The organism is Cobetia sp. PDI-23MA (assembly GCF_059507735.1).
The window spans coordinates 3,224,041-3,244,684 of sequence record NZ_CM183352.1 but is presented as its reverse complement, the minus strand read 5'-3'; the positions used below and the strand labels follow the sequence as shown (position 1 = coordinate 3,244,684).

The following is a 20,644-nucleotide window of genomic DNA, read 5'->3' as shown; positions in this document are numbered from 1 at the left end:
TTTCTGCCTGGAGATGCCGCCATGGCTCTGAAAGATCGCGCCGTAGAGCTGGTGCTCAAGGCCAAAAACCTGATTTCTCCGAGCACCGAGGCGGCCGCCGATAGTGTCAGCGACTTATCTGCCAACGCCGAGGAGCTGCGCAGCAACCTGGATCAGCTCGAGGATCAGCGCGGCCTGGTGCGTGCCTTCCAGCAGGCCACCACTGCCACCGGCAAAGCCCAGAAAGAATGGGACAAGGCTGCCGATAAGGTGCGCGTGCTCGAGCAGGAGATCGAGGCCAGCGGCCAGGCCAGCATCGCGCAGCAAAATCGCCTCAACGAAGCTCGCGCCGTGGCAGCTCGCACCGGCGCAGCGTATGAGCAGCAGGCAGCGCAAGCGGCTCAGCTGGGGCAGAGCCTGACTGACGCCGGCATCAACACCAGCAGCCTCTCGCAAGAACAATTGCGATTGGCGCGTGAGGCGCGTGAGGCCCAGAACGCGCTCAACGGCATGGGCAGCTCAGCCGCCCAGGCAGGCGATCAGGCCGAGCGCAGCGAAAGCCGCTTCAAGAAAGCAGGTGCCTCACTCAAACAGTGGGCTGCCGGTGCTGCCGCCGCCACGGTGGCAGGGGCAGGGCTGGCCGTTGGCTGGGCCACGCGCTACACCGCTCAGCAGGCCGAGATGGCCCAGCAGCTGGATATCACGTCGCGCTCGCTGGGTATCTCCACTCAGGCGCTGCAGGGCTATCAGTACGCCTTTCAGCGTGCCGGTATCGATGCCGACAAGACCGCCGATATCTTCAAGGACACTGCCGACAAGATTGGTGACGCCTACCAGAACGGTGGCGGTGAGGCGCAGGACGCCCTCGATGCCCTGGGTATCAAGGCCGAGGAGCTGATCGAGCTGGCGCCAGACGAGATGGTGCTGCGCCTGGCCGATGCCATGAAGAATCTGCCCCAGGCCTCTCAGGTCAACCTGCTGGAATCGCTGGCAGACGATGCCACACGCCTGCAGCCACTGCTTGCCAATAATGCCGCTGAACTCCGAGCGCTGATGGAAGAGGCCAGCGAGGTGGGGCTGATCATGTCCCCGGAGCAGATCGCCAATCTGCAAGCGACCGATGCCGCCATCACCCGCCTGCAAGGCCGGCTACAAGGGTTGAGCAATCGCCTGATGGGCGAGCTGTCGCCGGCAGTCAATCAGGTGTCCGCTGACTTCGAGCAGGCACTGGCGGAAAACCCCGGGCTGCTGGACGACCTCGCCACAGCCATCGGGGGTGTGATTCGCACCGGCGGTGAGTGGGCGCGCAGCTTCATAGAGCATCGCGAGCAGATCGGCGGCGCCATGCAGTCGATCATTGATACGGGGCAATTCCTCGGCAACTCCCTCACGGCGGTCTTCCGTGGTGTGCAATCTGTTGTCGCGGGGCTGGTCGCTGCGGTCGCGGCAGCTTCCACCTGGGTGCTGGAGTTGACGGCTACCTCGGTCAGGGCGCTGGAGATGGTAGGGCTGGCATCCGAGGCGCAGGTGGCGCAGGCCAAGGCACGGGCAGCTACGGCCCGTGCCACCTTGAATGACTTGAACGCGGATGCAGTGCGCTATGCCCAGCAAGCTGCTGCCGCTGCCAAGGATGCCTTCAATGCCTTCGACAACAGCGATACGGCCGCGCAGAAAGCCGCCAAGTCGGCTGCCAAGCAGGCCGCTGCCTCTGAGGCTGCGGCTATCGCCGCCAAGAAGCAGACCGAAGAGGAAGAGAAGGCCGCCAAGCAGGCAGCGGATGCGGCCGCCAAACGTCAGAAGGCACTGGAAAACGCCGCCACTTCGCTCGGTACCTCGCTGGGCGAGCTGTCCAGTGGTATCGCGGACAGCGAACAGGAAGCCCTCGATGCCTTCGCCACGCTGGCGGCCAGTGGTGAATTGAGTGCGGCGCAGCTGGCGACGGCCTTCGAGAAGGCGCAGGACAAGATCAAGTCTGACAAGGGTATCGCCGCCCTCAAGGATCAGGTCGATGGGCTGGTGAATGACGGTGTGACCGGTGCGGATGCCCTCGCGACCAAGTGGAAATCTGCTGGTGCCCGCCTGGCCAAGGACATGGGCACCACCCTGGAAGAGATCCGCACCGGTATGACCGAGGCGGAACGCTCGGCTATTGATGCCTTCACCAAGATCGCCTCCACCGGTGAGCTGTCCGCCAAGGAGCTGAGCCGTGCCTATGTCGGTGCCAAGGAGCAGATCAGCTCTGACGAGGGCATCAAGGCTTTCGGCGCGGTGCTCGATGGGCTGGTCAAGGATGGTGTGACCGGGGCTCGCACGCTCAAGGCGCAGTGGATCGAGGCTCAGGAAGCCACGGCTAAGGCAGCCCGGGACACGGGAGACAAGACGCAGCAGGCCTCTGCCGACACGGCCAAGACGGTGGAGGCCTCTGTCACGCGCAGCGCCCAGACCATTGCCCAGCTGATGAGCAATGCCCTGCACGAGACGGAAGATCAGATGCGGTCACTCAGTGACGCCGCCTATCAGGCCTTCGCGACTGACTGGGGCATCGACACCCAGGCCGAAGGCATCGAGGGAATGCAGGAGCGCATTGCCGAGTTGGATCATGAAATCGGTGATCTTCGCGACAACCTCGCCACCCGTCTCGACTCCACCGGCTTCACAGCCTGGATGACAGACCTCGCCACCACGTCACGTCAGACCGAGATCGCCTTCCTCGAGCAGAAGATCGCCGTGGAATCGCTGACCGACCAGATCGAGGCAGGGCGGGCACCAGCCAGCGCATTCTCGCAGGACATGGATGATCTCTCACGCCGCTTCGACCTGCTCGATGAGTCGGATCTTTCCGGTCTCGAAAGCTCCATCCAGTCGGTGCGCAGTCAGGTCGAGTCGCTGTCAGACAGCGTGAGTGACACCTTGGCCAGTCTGCGCTCGGAGCTCGCCAGCCTGCAGGGCGATAGCGCCCAGGTCGAGGCGCTGCGGTATCAGCAGCAACAGACCGAGCTTCAGGAGGCGCTCAACGCCGCCCGGGCATTGGGCGATGCTCAGACCATCAGCGCGGCGCAGGAGTCGCTGCGTCTGGCGGAACGCGCCCACAACCTGCGCCTTGAGGATATCCGCGCCCAGTCCGAGCAGGAGAAGCAGCAGGCCTTGGCTGATGAGGCTGAGCGTCAGCGCAACGTGCAGGAGGCCGAGGTCACCCAGCGCGAGAACAACCGTGACGCCCAGAACCGTACCAGCCAGCTCACCCAATCGGTGCAGGCCCAGCGCCGCGTGGCGGTAGACCTCAACATCGGTAACGAGACCGTCACCCTCAACGGGGTGGACGAGCGCGAGGCCGATGCCTTCCTTGATCGATTGGCCCAAGCCTCACGCACGACGGCCCGCCGCTGATGGCGGGCGTTTCATTTCTATTGAGAGAACACCATGGCGATCACCCTTGAGGGCATTGTGCTGCCCGATGACATCCAGTGGACCGATGAGCTGGTGTCCCACAGCGTCGGCCAGGTGCAGACGCCCACGCTGACCGGGGCACTCATCATCGAGGAATCCGCGCAGGCGGCGGGGCGCCCCATCACCCTCGCCAGCGGCAACGGGGCCTGGGTAACCCGCGCCACCGCGTTGGCCCTCTCTGAGCTGGCGGCCACGCCACGGCCAGACGGCACGCCCATGACGCTCATCTGGGGCGATGGGCAAACCTTCGATTGCGTGTTCGACCATGCCAGTGGTGAGGCGGTCACGGCCACCGAGGTCTATCGCCTCGCCGCTGGCGGCCAGGGGCCGGATCACCCCTACACCATTACGCTGCGCCTGATCACTGCCTGATTCTCACCTTCCTGCTGGAGCCAGCCACATGGCCGACGACACGATTCATAGCGGCGACATCCGCATCCTGCAGTCTGAGCGCATGACCGACAACGCCGACGGCGGTGGTCGCCTCACCGGGCGTACCGTGACGGACGGCGCGAGCAATGAGATATTCGATGACATCTCTGATCTTGATCGCGCTGCAGGGCGCACCTCGCTGCGCAAGGTGGGTGCCGGCGTACTGACCGACAACACCGCCCAGTATTTCGGCGCCCACGCGATCATCGATCAGGTGCCATCCGACCCGAACGTCAGCGTGGTGATGTTCGATACCGGCTCCCCCTCGGATGAGCGGGAGGCCGCGCGTGACCATGTGGAAAGCTATGTCACCGCCGGCGTCAATTCACGCATGACACTGCTGGGCGATCAGCTCGCCGGTCAGCGCAGCCTCACCACGTTTCAGATGACCGAGGCCCCATTGCCGGACCTAGGCGATGTGCTGGCGCTGATCACCGAGCAGGGCGACTTCGCCGGCGAGGTGCAGTACGTGCGTATCACTGAAATCGATCACGAGATCAGAACCTTCGAGTATCTGAATGGCAGCAACGTGCAGACGTTCGAGCGCCGCGTGCTGACCCTGGGCATCTCGACCTCACTGCGTCAGCGCGTCTATGGCGTGCAGCCCAAGCCCGGCACCGTGAACCCTGACACCGTGATCCGCGAAGGGCAGAGCACTGATGCTGCCCGTTACTATGGCGTCAGCACTCTGGCCCAGCCCGCTGAGTTTGGTGACAACACCGTGCAGGTCGCCAGCACCTACGCGCCACTGGTACCGGCCACCACCACCGAGCAGGCAGTGACCGATGTGCAGGTGGGCGGCACGGCGAGTATCACCGTCAGCAGCAACGGCCAATCCTTCGAGGTGGCGCAGATCGCCAGCACCACCCAGATCGCGGTAGAGCTCAACAATCGCGGCTTCACCTATGTCAATCGCCTGAATCCGCTGCCGGCCCCGGGCAGCGTGGTGATCGCCTTCCGCAGCCTGGGCAAGTGGTATGAGCTCAGAGATGAAGACAGCAATGGTGACCTCACCGGCAATGGCGCAGGGCGGGTGGATTACACCAGCGGATCGGTCAACGTCACGCTCAGCGCCATGCCGGATGTGGGCAGCGCCATCCTGTTCAGCTGGGGCACGCCGGTGCATTACGCAGACCGTGCCGGTCAAGCCACCATCGACAAGCCCTGGATGTCATTCGTGCTCGAGCACCCTGGTGTCACGCCTGGTAGCGTTACCGTGCGCTGGATCTCTGGCGGCAGTGAGAAGACGGCCACCGATGATGGCCTGGGGAATCTCAGTGGTGCGGCCACCGGCCGTGTGGTCTATGGCTATGCCGATGCAGATGGGACGCCTCAGCCTGGCGAGGCCTATGTGGCGTTCAATGGCGATGCTTTCCCAGACGCCAATTCGCAGGTTGCCATGGACTACAGTTATGGTGCGCCCCAGCTTGAGCAGTTCCTGCCAGCGGCCAGTGCGGCAGGCTTCGTTGACCTCCAGGTGAGCAACGCGCCGATCAGGCCCGGTAGCTTTTCAGCCACTTGGACGGTTACTCGTACCAAGAGCTACCAAGAGTCAAGGCAGGGCTATTGGAGTGGCGGCACCCGTAAAGAGCCCCGCACTTGGGTCAATGTTGAAGAAAATAGCGATGAAGTCACCGTGACCTACTCGGTAGATGATGACGGCAACGGTGGCTTGGTGGGCTGGGAGGGCAGCATTGACTACGCCACAGGCGCGGTAAGTCTAGAGGTGGAAAAGGTCAATGAGTTCAATGAGTGGGACACAGGCAGCGCGAGCGGCGACGGCAACCGTACTTGGGGCAGCTATGAGCACCGTGATGCCTTCGAGAATGGTTCAAGCGTCTGGGTCACGTCTCAGGCTGACAGCGCCGCCCCGACCACCCACACCATCACCCAGGATCTCGCCCCGCTGGATGTAGACCTGATGCCGCTGCTGCAGGACAGCGTGGTGCCCGGCACGCTCAGCTTCACCTTCCGGGGTGACACCTTCATCGATCGCCAGGGCAGCCTCTATCGCAGCGTGGACAGCAATGGCGCTGGGGTGTTGGCGGGCACCATCGACTATGGCAGCGGCGATGCCCGCATCACCGACTGGCCGACAGGCACCAGCGCCACCATCACCGTGCAGACACTCGTGTCTACCTTCGGCACCTGGACGCTGGATGAAGCCTTCTTCCGCACGCCCGGCTCGCCGCTGCAGGTGGGTGGTCTACTGATTCAGGCCACCACGCTCGACGGCCGATCGATCACCGGCCAGGCGGCACTCTCCGGCGAGATCGAGGGTGATGAGATGGCAGGGCGGGTCAGCTTCGAGACGGGGGTGGTGCGCGTCATGTTCGGCAAGCAGGTGACCGATGCCAGCCTGACAGCCGCCGAGAAGTCAGAAAGCTGGTATGACGCCGCTGCGGTGGATGATGCCGGCATGATCTGGCGGCCCACCGAGGTGATCCCGAGCACCGCGCGTTTCAATGCCGTCATTCTGACCACGCTGCCGCTCGAGGCTGAGCTGATCGGCATCGACCCCGTGCGCCTGCCCAGCGATGGCCGCGTGCCCATCTATCGTGCCGGCGGTGTGGTGGTGGTGCACCACACTGGCCGAGCGCCATTCCCCTTGGGGCTGGCGGATGGCACCACGCTGGATGTGGGACGTACCCGTCTGGCCAGTCTGGTGGTGGAGGACGCCACCGGCGAGGAGGTGCCAGCCACCCAGTACAGTGCAGACCTCGACGCCGGCACCGTGCAGCTCGCCGCGCCTGACACGGCCACATACCCCGAACCCTGGTACGCCCTTCACCGTGTCGAGGACATGCTGCTGGTGGGAGATGTGGACCTCTCAGGCGTGCTGACGCTCAAGGGCAACCTGAGTCACGACTATCCGTCAGATGACACTCTAGTCAGCGCCGCGATGGTGGCCGGTGATCTGCAGGCGCGCGTCACCAACTTCTTCGACCTCGCCAGCTGGGACCGGGACTGGAGCAGGGATGACAACGACGGCGCAGACGGCACCCTGGCCGAGTACAACACCACCACCTATCCGCCCATCATCACCAACCGCGGGGCCATCACCGAAGACTGGGCGCTGATCTTCACTGGCGCCAGCAACTTCCGCATCATCGGCCGCACTGTGGGTGAGATCGGTGTGGGCAATATCAATGAAGACACCGCCCCCACCAACCCCAATCACGGCGTGCCCTACTGGACCCTCAAGGCTGGCGGATTCGGGGCCGGCTGGGTGAATGGCAACGTGATCAGATTCTCGACCATCGGCGCCAACTTCCCGATGTGGCTGGCGCGCGTGATCCTCCAGGGGCCGGCCAGCGGCCAGCAAGATTCTTTCCGCCTGCAGATTCGTGGCAACGCCAACGCCTGACGCCACACATCAGCTCTCAAGTTTCATTCTCTACGCCCGGCACCTGCCGGGCGAATTCGTTTCAGGAGTCATTACGATGGCCGATTTTCCGGTGAAGTGGTTCAGCAGTGACATGGGATCCAGCCCCGAGAATGGCGACCAATATGGTGCGCTGATCGAGCTGCTGAAAGCCTGCCTTGTGACCGGTTTCAACACCAAGCCCATCGCCTCGCTGACGTATGACAGCGCCACCCAGCAAGCCACCGCGAGCGTGGGCAGTGGCCACGGCTATCTCAAATGGCAGGTGGTCGCCATCAGCGGGGCAGACCAGGCTGGCTACAATGGCGAGCATCGCGTGACCGCCATCGGCAGCGACTGGGTGCGCTTCGCGCTCGATACCGCGCCCGCTGCCAATGAGGCGACCGGCGAGCTGATCGAGATCAAGACGGCACCCGTGGGCGGCTGGGAGATCGCAGCAGAGGATGCTGACAATCATCGCGCAGTGTTCAAGCGTACCAGCGAGCGTGCCACCGAGGTGATGCTGATGGTGGAGAATGGCACCTGGGGAGGGCATAGCAGTAACAGTGGCCGCCAGGCGCGTGTCAGTCTCATTGAAGAGATGATCGACATCGACACGTATACCGTGGCCGCGTCACGGCAATGGCCCTATTCCGCAAAGGAGACGACGCGCGATTGGGCATTGTTGGGGGATGGTCTGACGATGTTCTACCTCAACCGCTATGGCGGCCAAGGTAAGCACGGGGTATTCGTCTGGGGTGACATTAAGACGGTACGCCCAGGCGATGCATATCATTGTGTGGTCGCGGGGCTGCAGGATGGCACCTGGTCCTCAACCTCAGACACTTACGAGACGTATAGCGCGCTTCCCTACTTTGGCTCGACTGTCGAGATGAGTATCGCGCGTGCCTGGCATCAGCTGCCTGGTGCGGTGGGCTGGACGCTGGAGGGTGTCGGGGATCGCATCGGCAGCCTGATCAGTTACCCAAATCCGCAGGATAATGGCTTCTATGTGGCGCAGGGCGAGATGCTGGTCATTGAGTCAGGCGGCGTGCGCGGCTCGATGCCAGGGATGCTGCAACCGCTTCACACGGGGGCAGGGTACGACAAAGCGGTGGTGGACAATCTGCCCCAGATGGATGATGTGCCCGTCATGTTTCGCCTGGCGGCCAGTCGCGGGAATGCCGGCAAGGAGACGTTGATGGCCTGGCGGCTTGATCGCTGGCAGGAGGTATAAATGGCACTCACAAACCATTACCCGCTAGAGGGTGATCTAGTGGATGAGCTGGGCGACTCTGCCGCTCAGCAGTCGCTGGGTGACTGGACGCCGAGTCAGATGCTCGAGGCGACCAAAGAGCTTGATCTGGCCGTGCCTGGTGCTAGCGCCTCATTTCCGATGGGGCTGGTGGCACCCTGGACGCTCGAGGTCTGGATGCTGTCAGCAGGGGGCGGCACTAGCCTTGTCCTGGGTGACAGCGGCATCGTGCTGGAGACAGATGCTGATGGCCTCTGGCTTGTCGTATCCGGCGAGCGCGTGCAGGCCCAGGGATTTTACCCTGGCTACTATCACACCGTTTTTATCACGCATGACGGGGCAAGTATCGGCGTGGCACTGGATGGGCGAGAAGGCATCGAGAGGCCGGCGGCTGCCATGCCACTCGAAACTCTGACCATCTCTCAGGCCACTGCGGCTGACCTGCGCGTGGTCGATGTTCGAGGGTATGACCAGGCGTTGACCAGGCCCGAGCAAGACCAAGCAGCGATGAGTCTTGCGGTACGTGACTTCCGCCCTAGCTGGGCAGTCGGCGGGATTGGCGGGGAGATCGCGGCGTATGACATGAGCATCGTGGCCGGGGGCAAGGTGGTCGATCAGGTCGGGGGCATTGATGCTGAGATCATCGGGGCAACACCTACCACCCTAGGCGGCGTGCCTGCCATGGTGTTTGATGGTGAGGCCATGCTGCGAAGTGACAGTAGCCCCGCCATGATCAAGACCAAAAACCACACCATTGCCATGCTCTATCGCATGGATTCTATCGGTCACGACAACTTTTCCAACTTGGTCACGCTGGGCAGCCCTGGCGAGGATGTGGCCAGTAACTACTATTCGTGGCGCATTGATGTGTCTGCGCGCCTGTATACCTTCTATGAGGTGGGGGCTGGGGCAAATCGTAATACCTATCTCAATCACCGGCTGAAGCGCGATGGAAAATCTCATTTTCTGGTGCTGCTGGTGGGTGATGGTGTTGTCAGTATTTATGAAGATGGGGTGCTGTCAGAGAGCAATGCGGCGTTTGGCCATTCCGACTCTGAGGCCACGCAAGTTGCCATAGGCGCAAACCCCGACACCGGCAGTGATGGATTTATTGGCGCTATTGGAGCGTTCACGTCCTATGACCGGCTGTTGACTGAGAGTGAGGTACTGGCGCTGACGGCCCGTTTCGGCATGCTGGCAGAGGCCAGGATGCCCAAGCAGTCGATGCGCCCACTCACTCGCCCCAAGCCCCAAGGGTATACCACCGCCACCGTGCCGGTGCCCAATCCGTCCGCGATTGATAGCAGAGGCATGAGCGATCAGATGGTGGAGGCAACGGCAGGGGAAGGCATGTCGCACCTCGATCAAGTCGATGGCAGTGGTGCCAATGGCACGCCGACTGGCGGCGTCTCTGATCCGACGCGCATGGGCGTCATTGCAGGCACCGTTCTGGACATCCAGGCGCAGCCCGTCAGCCGGCGGGTGCGGGTGCATGAGCGCGCCACTGGCCGCATCGTGCGCGAGACGTGGAGTGATGCCGATGGCAAATACCGACTTACGGACCTCGACCCGCGTCGCGCCTTCTTTGTGATGGCGTTCGATCACACCCTGCAGCAGAACGCGGTGGTATCTGACAACGTGCATCCTGAGCTGGAGGACAGCCCGTGATCCAATTCTCGACAGCAGTGAAGAATGCGCGGCTGGCAGCCATTGCCACCGCTATCGATGCCGGCGAGTCGCCGGCATCTTTCGTTGTGTACTCAGGCACTCGCCCATCACCTGGTGCTGCCGTTACCGATCAGGTGGCGCTGGCCACGCTGGAGGTGCCCCAACCCTTCGCGGCTGACATCTCGAGCGGAGTGCTGACAGGGGCCGGTTTCGAGGAAGTCATGGCCGACGACGACGGCGAAGCCACCTGGGCGCGATTGGTGGATGGCGAGGGTGGCTGGGTGATGGATCTGGATGTCGGCATCGAGGGATCAGGCGCTGACGTGACCATCAGCTCGACGACGATTTATCGCGGCATCATTACCCGAATCAGTCGAATCATTTTCGCCGAGGCCTGATGTGACTCCAATCGATCTGCGTTTCACTGGGCAGCCGTTGGCAGGCGATGCCCTTCAGCTGGTGTTGGATTTCAGCGGTGGCAAAGGTGAAGAGCGGATCACGTTGGCAGTAGATACTACGCTGCCGCCCCCAGAGCTGGATGCCACGCTCAGTCAAGGGCTGCTGATCGAGGTCGTCGCCACGCTGGGCGCACCGGCGGTTATCGATGTCGCCATGACTCGGGACATCAATGCCTATCGTGGTCCTGCCGAACAGGCGGGGTCACGGTTCGAGAATGCCGCGCGGGTAGAGGCGCAAGGCCGGAGCGGGTGGGAACCTCCACTTCGTAGCCTGCATGCGACGCGATCAGGGTTTGAGCAGGCGCTATCTCTCTCGGCAGGGCAGTCGGGCGATTGGGCGTCACGCCCTCGCACTGATGCCGCCAGTGGCGCGCGCTGGGAGCAGACCGAGCGCATTCTGGGCACTCTCAGTGGCAGCCAGTGGTTGCAGCTGCCGCGTGTCCGCCGCGCATCACGGCCGGTATGGGAGCAAGGGCAGGGCATTGCCACGGCTCGCTCGAGTGGTTACCAGCACCCGCCGCGCGCTGATGCGACCCGTCGCTCCCGCTATGAAGAAGCCCGCACCCTCGATGGCGTGGTGGTGCACTCTCCCTTCCAGCAAGGCCGTACCACCGGTGAGGACTGGCGGGTGCCCTGGGAGCAGGCGCGTCAACCGCCACCTGGTATCGATCTGCCCCCGGGCCCGACTGAGCCACCCGATCTGGAGCCGGTAGAGGGCAGCACCCTGCTGCAGTTCTGCCACACCATGCCCAGCGCCCCGTGGGTGCTGCGCTTTGGCCTGACCTGTGACATCCCCACCACCCCGACCATTCCTGTCCGGAGGCTGTACATCGTGCAGAACACCGCCCGCCTGATTCGCCTGTCTGACGGGCGTGAGATTCCCGCGACCCAGATGTCCCTCAGCATCGACACCGACAGCTGGGCATGGTCCTTCTCGGCAGGGCTTGCCGGGCGAGATGCTCAGTCACTGGTGGAAGGGGTCGATGGCGAGCCAGTGGAGGTTGCCGCCGAGATCAATGGTGAGGCATGGCATTGCATCGTGGACGGCTGGCGGCGCTCCGAAAGCTGGCAGAGCCACAGCATCACCATCAGCGGTCGATCGCTGGCGGCCTATCTCGGCTCGCCCTACGCCACGGCGCGAAGCTACACCGAAGATAGCCAAGCTACTGCCTCGCAGCTGGCACAGGCCGAGCTGCCCACTGGCTGGACGCTGGACTGGCAGCTGGCTGATTGGCTGGTGCCTGCCGGTGCCTGGCGCTATGACAGCCTTGCACCCATCGATGCCATCTCTCGCATTGCCGAGGCGGCCGGTGGCTATGTGCAGGCGCACCAGCAGAGCCAGACGCTGATCGTGGCGCCGCGCTATCCCACTGCCCCATGGGAATGGGAAGAGACAGAGGCGGGGCTGGTGATCCCGCGTGACATCATCACCCAGATGGGGAGTGATCAGCAGCCCGGTGATGCTCGCAATGGTGTCTGGCTCCACGGCGATACCGGGGGCATTCAGGCGCAGATCATCCGGCGCGGTACAGCAGGGGATGAGCTTGCCCCGACAGTGGTGGATAGTCTCATTACCGAGCAGGCTCCCGCACAATCGCGTGGTATCGCAGAACTTGCTGCCACGCTGCGACAGTCCACGGAAAGCATCGAGATGCCACTGAGCGCCTCGTTGGGTGGGCTGGTATTGCCGGGACAGCTGATCGAGTGCGATGGCTGGCAGGGTATGTCCCGTGGCGTAAGCGTACGCGCCAGCCTGCAGGGGCGCGCCCTGAGTGTGCGCCAGTCAATCGAACTGCAGCGCTTCCATCTGTGAGGAATGGGGGTGGGGATCAAATGACAACAGGAGAGAATGATGGCCAATCCGTATAAGCGGCTGCTGGCCCTGATGCCCACCACCCCACGACAGGTGGGAGAAGTGATCAGCATCAGTGGCTCGCGTGTGCGCGTGGATCTTGTCGGCGGTGGGGTGCGTACCTGCCAGGGCGTTGCCGAGGTTGGCAGCATGGTCTACGTGGAGGGGGATCAGATCATCGGCGAGGCACCGAGCTTGCCGGTGGTGATGATCGAGGTGTGAGGAAAATTCACACGCAATATGGTCGCGTTCAAACTGCGACCATTCCAGCGTGGTCGCAGTTTGGTCGCAGACTGCGACCAGATAACGTCCGTCATGTGGCACATGGAATGTGCTAAGTGTCTGAAATATCTCGAAAGACCCGCTGCCAGCGCAGTCCACGAAATGCCAAAAACGGATTCAAAATCCGCCGCTTAATAGGCGTGTCGGTTCGAGTCCGACCACCGGCACCAGAATTGAAAAAGTCGCTTTCGAGCGGCTTTTTGCGTTTCTGGCTCCCACCGATTCATCTTCCTTGTGGTTCTTCGCTCGCTCAGTCTCTGCCCCGAATACCAGCTTTTCCTAATCTCATCACGCCTCGCCTGTCTTGGCGCTGGCGATAGCGATAGCTGCTGCTTGTCTGTGCGCTGTACGTGACGGCAGGGGGCCAGACACAGGAAAGCCCCGATCGAATGTCGGGGCTTTCCTGTGTCTCGTGCATCCAAACGGCGACTTAGGCCTGATGTGGAATGCTCGTTACGCGTCGATAGAGGCTGTTGCTGGCGAGGGAGGGATCGAGGAGCGCGATGCGGGTGTTCTGGATCGCGAGTTCCTGGCGCAGGGTGAACCACTTGCCGACGTATTCATGGCAATCCTGGCAGTGCACCAGGTGGTCGGCTGATGGAGTGTGGTACTGATACTCCATCTTCAGGCCGGAGCATGCCGGACAACACAGTGCGGCTTTCGCTTTCCCTTCCATGTCTCCTCTCCCTCTCAGCCTTCGACTGAATTCGGTTAGGTGCAGCGTAGCGGTCTCTTTCCTTGAGTGCGCAAGCCTGCCAGTCATGAGTGCCCATGAACCAATCTCTTAGGCTCGTGGATCTTGCTGGCCAGGGAGTGAAGCTTCCCATGCTTGCGTGTCATCCTCTGACAGGGCCTGTCCCTGGCTGCACTTCCTGTGCACTTGGCCCGTCACTACGCTGAACCTGCCGCTCTTCCTGAGCAGCGATCGGGCGCTGCTGACCCGAAAAATCTTGGACACCTTTCAGAAACTGACTGAATTCGGTGTCATTCAGCGTAGTGATCTCTTTCCCTGAGCTCGCAGGCTGCCAGTCATGAAGATTCGTAAACCTACCCGCTCAGGCTTACGAATCTTCCTGGCCGGGAGCGAAGTCCCCAAGCCTGCGCGTCATCCTTTGACAGGGCCTGTCCCTGGCTGCACTTCCTGTGCACTTGGCCTGTCACTACGCTGAACCTGCCGCTCTTCCTGAGCAGCGGTAGAGACGTTACTGGTTATCTCAAACTTGTACAACTCCTGATTTGTTGCACAAGTTTTCAAATGTGTAAATTTTTGTACTTTATTATTTTCTCATATAAATCCATGCACGATGGCCGCCTTCGAGGGTGGACTCTCCTGCTCGTGTGATCCCCATCGTGAGGGGCATGTTCAGGTCGTCCATATGGCCTGCTGCCGCATCAGCACGGCGCTTGATACACTCGACTGCGTCTGCCTGAAGACTTGGTGGGAGTCGTATGTGTCCGATGATCTCATCCCTTGAACAGCGCTGGATGGGGAGTGCGGGCCCATCGCGAGCGCCGGGCTACTGTCAGGTGATCCCCCCAGGTGTATGTCCGAGGCCGGCGCTGTGTCGCTTTCACCAATTGACTGGAACATGGAATGACCTTCATGCATTGGATGCCGCTGAATCTGTGGTTGTCACTGGTTGCGCTATGCGCGATGGGGGCGATGTCGCCCGGACCGAGTCTGGCGATGGTGCTGCGCCATACCCTGGACGGCGGCAGGAGTGCGGGGGTCGCCGCCGGTATCAGTCATGCGCTGGGAGTCGGGTTGTATGCCGCGCTGACTGCCTGGGGGCTCGGCGCCTTGATCGTTCATTATCCGGACGTCTTCCAGGCGATCATGCTGCTGGGGGCAGCCTATCTGGCCTGGTTGGGGTTCAAGGCACTGCGGGCGGGTCGCGGTGGAGCGCTGGAGGCGCAGGCCGTCACGACGTCCCGTTCCATGGCGATACGCGATGGCTTCATGGTGGCGCTGGCCAACCCCAAGTTGATCCTGTTCTTCGTGGCGCTGCTCAGTCAGTTGATCACGCCGGAGATGAGCGAGATGGGCAAGTGGCTGGTCGTCGTGACGGCCATGGGCATCGACGGGCTCTGGTATGTGCTGGTGGCACTGGTGCTGTCGCACTCGCGGGTGCTGCCCTGGTTGCAGGCGCGCGCGATGTGGGTCAATCGACTGACGGGCGTGGTGTTGCTGGGGCTGGCGTTGCGGGTGGTCTGGGGGCTTTGAGACAGCCTGTCAGCCCGGTGAGGATCTGGCGCTTCTTGAGAAAACGGCCCTGGCACCTTGTGTCAGGGCCGTTTTACATGCGCGTTTTGCGGGTTGAGGCGTTTGTCGATAGAGGTGTTTGTCGATAGAGGCGTATGCACCGATGGCGTTACTCACTGAGCGACATCATCTCGGCGTAGTCCTTGATCGAGATCTCAAGGCTCGTGTCAGGTCTCGCCAGGAAATGCAGCGTCAGCGGCAGCCTGTCGCCCGCAGTGAGTGGCTGCGTCAGCCCGATCAGCATCAGGTGGGGGCCGCCACCGGGAGTCATCGTCAGCGGCGCGTCAGAGGAAATCGCCAGTTGCTCGATTCTGTGCATCTGCATGCGCTCTTGCGTGACTTGCATGCTGTGCAATTCGACCGTGGCGGCCATCGGCGTGCTGGCGCCTGTCAGCACGGCATCGCCCTTTGCGATCGAGAGTGTCAGGTAGGCGGCCCCGGTCGTGGCACCCGGTGGCGTCGGTAGCGCAAAGGCTTGCTCGACATGGGGAGCGGCGGACAGGGGCTCCTGCGCAGTGGCGTGAACCGTGGCAAGGGAGAGCAGGGCCAGCGACGCCAGCCATCTGCTGGCGGTGGTGGCGATGGTGCGAAGGGCGGTCAGGCCAGCCGATATCTTTCCGGCGCGTCGCGGCGCGCCATGTCCCTGGCGAGGTTGCCTCATGCTGTGCGCATCTCCTGTCTGGGTGTGTAAAGAGAATGACCATGGGAGCGGTCCATGATGCCAGTGTGGTGTTTTCTGACGTCGATGGCCTCTAGTGTAGAGGCTATTGCAGAGAGTTCTGTTTTAGGTGATTTGCACGAATGCGAGCGTCACCTGTTGCCAGGGGGTGAAGGCAGGTGTCCGGGCCGCAGTTGAAGGCAGCTTCGTCGCATTCTGCTACCGTGGGACGCATTGGTCGATGCCATTCGGCGGTGTTGGTCGTCGCGGGTGACTATCGAAGTGATTCAAGGACAGGCAAGGAACAGGGAACGGTGATCCAGGACGAAATCATTCAGCTGGTCGATGCGCAGAATCGCCCTTGTGGCACGGCACCGCGTCGCTTGATGCGACGCTACCGCTATTGGCACCGTGCGACCTATGCCTTCGTGCTCAATGGCCGCGGTGAGCTGTGCATCCAGAAGCGTACCCTGAGCAAGGAAGTGTTCCCCGGCTATTTCGATCTTGCCAGCGGGGGGGTTGTCGGGGCCGGTGAGGCCGTGCAGGTGGCTGCCCGTCGCGAGCTGGAGGAAGAGATTGGCGTGCGCGGTGCACCGCTCAAGCATTGTTTCGATTTCTGCTACACAGACGCGACCAACCATGTCTTCGGCAGTGCGTATCTGGTGCATTACGATGGCCCGCTGACGCTGCAGGCTGAAGAAGTGGCAGATGCCTTCTGGGTCACGCCTGCTGATGCGCTTGCGTTGCATCCTTCAACCCCTGATAGCCGTATGGCCCTTGAGCGCCTGATTAGTGAAGGCTTTCTGAGTGAGAGCCTGGGCCGATGATCTTCGCTTTTCCTTGTCGAGCCTGGGCAGCAACGCCGCTGGCCCTGCGTCATCTGGCGTGTGCTGCCCATCGTGATGGCCGCATCTCCTCCTCCTCACTTTGTTCTGGAGTCTTTGCATGAATGCCAAGGTATTGCCACAGCAGCTGGAAGAGGTGGAAGCCGCATTGTCGGCGGTGCTGGCGGGCAAGCCGCGCCAGATCCGTCTGGCGCTCTGTTGTCTGCTGTGTCGTGGTCATGTCCTGGTCGAGGATTTGCCCGGGCTGGGCAAGACGACCCTCGCCCAGGGGCTGGCGCGTCTGATCGGAGCGGACATGCAGCGGGTGCAGTTCACCAGCGATCTATTGCCGGCAGACATTCTGGGCGTGTCGGTATTTGATCCGCGTGAGGGCAACTTCCGCTTCCACCCCGGCCCGGTGTTCCACTCGCTGGTGCTGGCGGACGAGATCAACCGTGCCACGCCCAAGACGCAGAGCGCGTTGCTGGAGGCGATGGAGGAGCGTCAGGTCACGGTGGAGGGCGAGACCCGTCGCCTGCCAGAACCGTTCTTCGTGATCGCGACCCAGAATCCGCTTCAGCAATCCGGCACCTTCCCGCTGCCGGAGTCCCAGCTGGACCGCTTCCTGATGCGGCTGTCATTGGGCTACCCGGAACCCGCAGCCGAGCGCGAGATTCTCAAGGGCAATGCCGGGCGTCAGCATATCGAGGCGCTGCGACCCTTGTTGCCCGTCTCGGTGCTCAAGGAGTGGCAGGCCGCCGTGGACCGTGTGCGTCTGTCTGACCCGCTGCTGGATTATCTGCAGGCGCTGGTGGCGGCGACGCGCAGCTCGCCTGAAGTGGCCTATGGTCTCTCGACGCGCGGGGTGCTGGCGCTGGCCAGTGCTGCGCGTGGCTGGGCACTGCTGGCAGGACGTGACTATGTGCTGCCGGAGGATGTGCAAGCGGTCTGGGCGCCCGTTGTGGGGCACCGCCTCAGTGAAGGCAGTGTTGTCGAAGGTGAGGCCGTGGCGCGCCATCTGCTCGGGCAGGTGGCGGTGGTGCCTGCATGACCCAGATGGCGAAGCCCGGGGCATGGACGCGCGTGAAAGCCCGCATGCTGCGCAAGATGTCGACTGGCGGAGGTGAGGCGCTTCATCACGCGCGCTTGATGATCTTGCCGACGCCCTTCGGGCTGTTCTGGGCAGTGCTGGTGATTCTGCTGCTGCTGTTGGGGATCAATTACGAGAACTCGCTGGCGCATGGTCTGTCCTTCTGGCTGTTCGCCGTGGCAGTGGTCAGCATCTTTCGCAGCTGGCGCAATCTGGCGGGCGTGCGAGTGCAGCTGATCGCCGATGGCGAGGCGTTTGCGGGCAATACGTTGCGCGTCATGGTGCGCCTCACCGGTCGGGCTCGCTCGCATGCCATCGATGTTCGGCTGGGAGAGGCGCGCCAGCGACTCGAGATCCATGACGGCGAAGGCAGTGCGCCGCTGGAGCTGGCTGCCTTTCAGCGTGGCCAGTTCTCATTGCCGACGCTGACGCTGGAGTCGCGCTGGCCGTTGGGACTGGTACGCCTGTGGGCCTGGGTCGCGATCGACACGCCGGTCCTCGTCTATCCACAGCCAGAGCTTCCCTCCACCCCGCAGGGCAGTCGTCGCACGCTCGAGCAGATAGAGCAGGGCGATTTCGCCGGACTGCGCCGCTATGTACCGGGTGATGCGCCAGCGCATATCGCCTGGAAGCACTGGGGGCGCAGCGGCGAGCTGGTCACCAAGCGCTTCGAGACGCCTGCGCGTCCCTCGCTGTGGCTGGATTACGAGGCCTGTCGTGGCGACATGGAGCAGCGGCTCTCGGAGCTCACGGCACGCGTGCTGGAGGCGGAAGGCGCCCAGGCGACCTATGGTCTGCGGCTGCCGGGCCAGACATTGGCCATCGCCAGTGGTGGGGCGCATCGCCGTCGAGTGCTTGAGGCATTGACGCTGTTCGGCGGCGAGGGAAGGTTGCCATGGTCCGCCCAGCTCGCGGCCAGTGAGGCCGCCGAGCGAGCCGGCGCGAGTCGTCCCTTGAGCCAGGAGGGCGGCGTATGACCTTGTCGAAAGCCAGCTCCTCTGGTGCCAGACGACACTGGTGGCAGCGCAAACCGCTGACGCCTGATCAGGCATTGGGCTGGCTGGAGCTGCGCCACCTGTTCATCGGCCAGTGTCTGGTGCTGGCGCTGCATGTGCTGTGGATGCCGGTATGGCTTGCCCTGCCGGCCTTGCTGGCGGCGTTGTGGCGCTTTCAGCAACTCCGGGCGCGAGTTCCGCGCGCTGGCATCCTGTTGCGGCTGGCGGCGGTGGCCATGGTCGCGGCGGGCCTGTTTCTCGAATACGGCCAGATGCTGCGCCTGGAGGCAATGATCGGCCTGCTGGTCGGCATCTATCTGCTCAAGCTGCTGGAGACGGACAGCCTGCGCGATGGTCGCGTGGTCTGCGGGCTGGGTTTCGTGGTGCTGGCGGCGGCCTTCCTGCATGACCAGGGGCCCTTGATGGCGGCGGCCTCGGTCATGGCCGCGGCGTGGCTGGTCGGCGGGCTGGTGTTGATCGCCGGTGCACGCGAACGTCGCGAGGCCATGCGGGAGACGGCCTGGCTGATGGGGCTGTCCCTGCCGCTGATGCTGGGCTTGTTCGTGCTCTTTCCCCGCTTGCCGCCGCTATGGAACGTGCCGCAGCTCAACGAGGCCACCACGGGGCTTACCGACAGTGTCTCTCCCGGTGATATCGCCGCTCTGGGTCGCAGTGATGCCCTGGCGTTTCGGGCGCGTTTCGACACCGGACTGCCTGCGGCCTCCCAGCGCTACTGGCGTGTGTATACCCTGAGCCTGTTTGATGGCGTGCGCTGGTCGCGCGCCACGCCGGAGCGTCTTCAGGAGGCGCTGGGCGGGCCAGCCGAGCGCTACGTTCAGCGCGGGACGCGTAGGGAGGGGGAAGTCGCGCGTCATCGCTATGAGCTGCTGCTGGAGCCGGACCCGCGCCCTTGGCGGCCGAGCCTCGGCACGCCACTGACGACCAGTCGCGAGGTCCGGTACCTGATCGACGGCACCCTTGAGGGGCTGGCGTCACTCAATACCCGCGAGCTGCTGGAGATGTCTTCCTCCGGTGCGCCACCGACAACGGCTCCGCAATGGATGCAGCGCCTTGATCAGCTATTGCCCGATGATGGCAATCCGCGTGCCCGTGAGTTCGCTCGCGATCTGATGCGGGAGTCGGGAGGAGATCCGCAGATCTTCCTGCAACGCCTTTTCCAGTATTTCAATCGCCAGCCTTTCCACTACACCTTGACGCCACCGCGTCTCGAGGGGCTCAGCCGTGTCGATGATTTCCTGTTCGACAGCTTGCGGGGCTATTGCACGCATTACGCCTCTACCAGCGTTTTTCTGGCGCGTGCTGCCGGGTTGCCAGCGCGGATGGTTGCGGGGTATCTGGGCGGCGAGGCACAAGGCGATGGCATCGGTGGGCCGCAGGAATTGAGCATTCGCCAGTATGACGCCCATGCCTGGGTCGAGGTGTTCTATGCCGGCCGCTGGCATCGATTTGATCCCACCGCGGCGGTGGCTCCCGAGCGAATCTCGCAGGGGGCGCTGAGCCTGCAGGGGCAGCCGGGCTTCATGGCCGATGCTGGCTTGCGTGCCTTCACGCTGAATAATTCATTGCTCAGTGATCTGAGGCGGCAGTGGGAGCGTTTCGAATACCGCTGGCAACGTAGCGTGGTGGGGTTCCGTCTCGACGAGCAGCGAAATCTCTGGAAGCGACTGTTTGGTGACTTCCGCTGGGAGTGGCTTGTCTGGGGTGTGCTCGGGCTGCTGGCCAGTGTGGTGCTGGCAGGCGTGGCACTGGTGTTGTTGTCTGGCCGTGAGGTGTCAGCGCACGCAGGTGTGCGGGCCTACCGCAGGTTGGTGAAGCGGCTGGAGCGTACGGGCCATGGCCCTCACGTGGGCGAGGCGCCCGGCAGCCACTTGCGTCGTATTGCTCAGCAGCAGCCGCAGAATGTAAAAGTATTGTTACATTTGGCAGATCTGATTGAACAATGGCTCTACAACGATGCTACGGTATTAGCGAGATCTCATGATCAATCACCGCCCTTGCGTAGTATCCGGCGGCAGTGGTCTGTTCAGTCTCGCAAGATTCGCTGAAGCGCAACGAC

The 20,644-nt window shown here is 62.9% G+C and carries 15 protein-coding genes; 13 read left to right on the top strand and 2 right to left on the bottom strand.

All coding sequences use genetic code 11. The annotated features are described in order from the left end of the window. The first annotated feature begins 21 nt into the window (after nucleotides 1-21). The 8 genes from AC5WNJ_RS13620 (at nucleotide 22) to AC5WNJ_RS13585 (ending at nucleotide 12,677) form a co-directional block, all read left to right on the top strand. The gene (locus AC5WNJ_RS13620; protein WP_495929959.1) at nucleotides 22-3,366 is read left to right on the top strand and encodes a coiled-coil domain-containing protein; all 3,345 of its coding nucleotides are present in this window, start codon (nucleotides 22-24) and stop codon (nucleotides 3,364-3,366) included. A gap of 33 nt (nucleotides 3,367-3,399) precedes the next feature. Further along, complete coding sequence (locus tag AC5WNJ_RS13615) at nucleotides 3,400-3,798, top strand: hypothetical protein (RefSeq protein ID WP_495929958.1); 399 nt, start codon at nucleotides 3,400-3,402, stop codon at nucleotides 3,796-3,798. A 28-nt stretch (nucleotides 3,799-3,826) separates the two neighbouring features. After that, nucleotides 3,827-7,225 carry a hypothetical protein gene (locus AC5WNJ_RS13610; protein WP_495929957.1) on the top strand — a complete coding sequence of 1,133 codons (3,399 nt, stop codon included), beginning with the start codon at nucleotides 3,827-3,829 and terminating at the stop codon, nucleotides 7,223-7,225. 76 nt (nucleotides 7,226-7,301) lie between these two features. Continuing rightward, complete coding sequence (locus AC5WNJ_RS13605; RefSeq protein WP_495929956.1) at nucleotides 7,302-8,459, top strand: hypothetical protein; 1,158 nt, start codon at nucleotides 7,302-7,304, stop codon at nucleotides 8,457-8,459. After that, on the top strand, nucleotides 8,460-10,145 hold the full coding sequence (locus tag AC5WNJ_RS13600; RefSeq protein ID WP_495929954.1) for a LamG-like jellyroll fold domain-containing protein: 1,686 nt from the start codon (nucleotides 8,460-8,462) through the stop codon (nucleotides 10,143-10,145). Continuing rightward, nucleotides 10,142-10,543: a hypothetical protein gene (locus AC5WNJ_RS13595; RefSeq protein WP_495929953.1), complete on the top strand. Its 402-nt coding sequence runs from the start codon at nucleotides 10,142-10,144 to the stop codon at nucleotides 10,541-10,543. Before AC5WNJ_RS13600 ends, AC5WNJ_RS13595 begins: the two co-directional genes overlap by 4 nt. 1 nt (nucleotide 10,544) lies before the next feature. After that, the gene (locus tag AC5WNJ_RS13590) at nucleotides 10,545-12,416 is read left to right on the top strand and encodes a hypothetical protein (protein ID WP_200019371.1); all 1,872 of its coding nucleotides are present in this window, start codon (nucleotides 10,545-10,547) and stop codon (nucleotides 12,414-12,416) included. 39 nt (nucleotides 12,417-12,455) lie between these two features. Beyond that, nucleotides 12,456-12,677 (top strand): hypothetical protein, encoded by a 222-nt coding sequence (locus tag AC5WNJ_RS13585; RefSeq protein ID WP_200019372.1) that lies wholly within the window; start codon nucleotides 12,456-12,458, stop codon nucleotides 12,675-12,677. Between the two features lie 490 nt (nucleotides 12,678-13,167). On the opposite strand, the gene AC5WNJ_RS13580 is transcribed toward AC5WNJ_RS13585, so the two are convergent. Beyond that, nucleotides 13,168-13,413 carry a hypothetical protein gene (locus AC5WNJ_RS13580; RefSeq protein ID WP_495929952.1) on the bottom strand — a complete coding sequence of 82 codons (246 nt, stop codon included), beginning with the start codon at nucleotides 13,411-13,413 and terminating at the stop codon, nucleotides 13,168-13,170. A 936-nt stretch (nucleotides 13,414-14,349) separates the two neighbouring features. On the opposite strand from AC5WNJ_RS13580, the gene AC5WNJ_RS13575 reads away from it, so the two are divergent. Then, a complete protein-coding gene (locus tag AC5WNJ_RS13575) occupies nucleotides 14,350-14,961 on the top strand; it encodes a LysE family translocator (RefSeq protein WP_495931056.1) in 612 nt (203 codons plus the stop codon). Between the two features lie 148 nt (nucleotides 14,962-15,109). Here the strand turns inward: AC5WNJ_RS13575 and AC5WNJ_RS13570 are convergent, their stop codons facing one another. Further along, entirely contained in the window at nucleotides 15,110-15,661 is a 552-nt protein-coding gene (locus AC5WNJ_RS13570) for a copper chaperone PCu(A)C (protein WP_495929951.1), read from the bottom strand. Between the two features lie 311 nt (nucleotides 15,662-15,972). Here AC5WNJ_RS13570 and AC5WNJ_RS13565 point away from each other — a divergent pair, with 311 nt between their 5' ends. From AC5WNJ_RS13565 to AC5WNJ_RS13550, 4 genes are all read left to right on the top strand, one after another. Then, a complete protein-coding gene (locus AC5WNJ_RS13565; protein ID WP_495929950.1) occupies nucleotides 15,973-16,485 on the top strand; it encodes an NUDIX hydrolase in 513 nt (170 codons plus the stop codon). A gap of 118 nt (nucleotides 16,486-16,603) precedes the next feature. Continuing rightward, nucleotides 16,604-17,533, top strand: a complete 930-nt coding sequence (locus AC5WNJ_RS13560; RefSeq protein ID WP_495929949.1) for an AAA family ATPase — start codon at nucleotides 16,604-16,606, stop codon at nucleotides 17,531-17,533. Beyond that, nucleotides 17,530-18,549: a DUF58 domain-containing protein gene (locus AC5WNJ_RS13555; protein WP_495929948.1), complete on the top strand. Its 1,020-nt coding sequence runs from the start codon at nucleotides 17,530-17,532 to the stop codon at nucleotides 18,547-18,549. The genes AC5WNJ_RS13560 and AC5WNJ_RS13555 overlap by 4 nt, the downstream gene beginning before the upstream one ends. Next, nucleotides 18,546-20,633, top strand: coding sequence for a transglutaminase TgpA family protein (locus AC5WNJ_RS13550; RefSeq protein ID WP_495929947.1), 2,088 nt, complete (start codon nucleotides 18,546-18,548; stop codon nucleotides 20,631-20,633). The genes AC5WNJ_RS13555 and AC5WNJ_RS13550 overlap by 4 nt, the downstream gene beginning before the upstream one ends. Nucleotides 20,634-20,644: the final 11 nt, after the last annotated feature.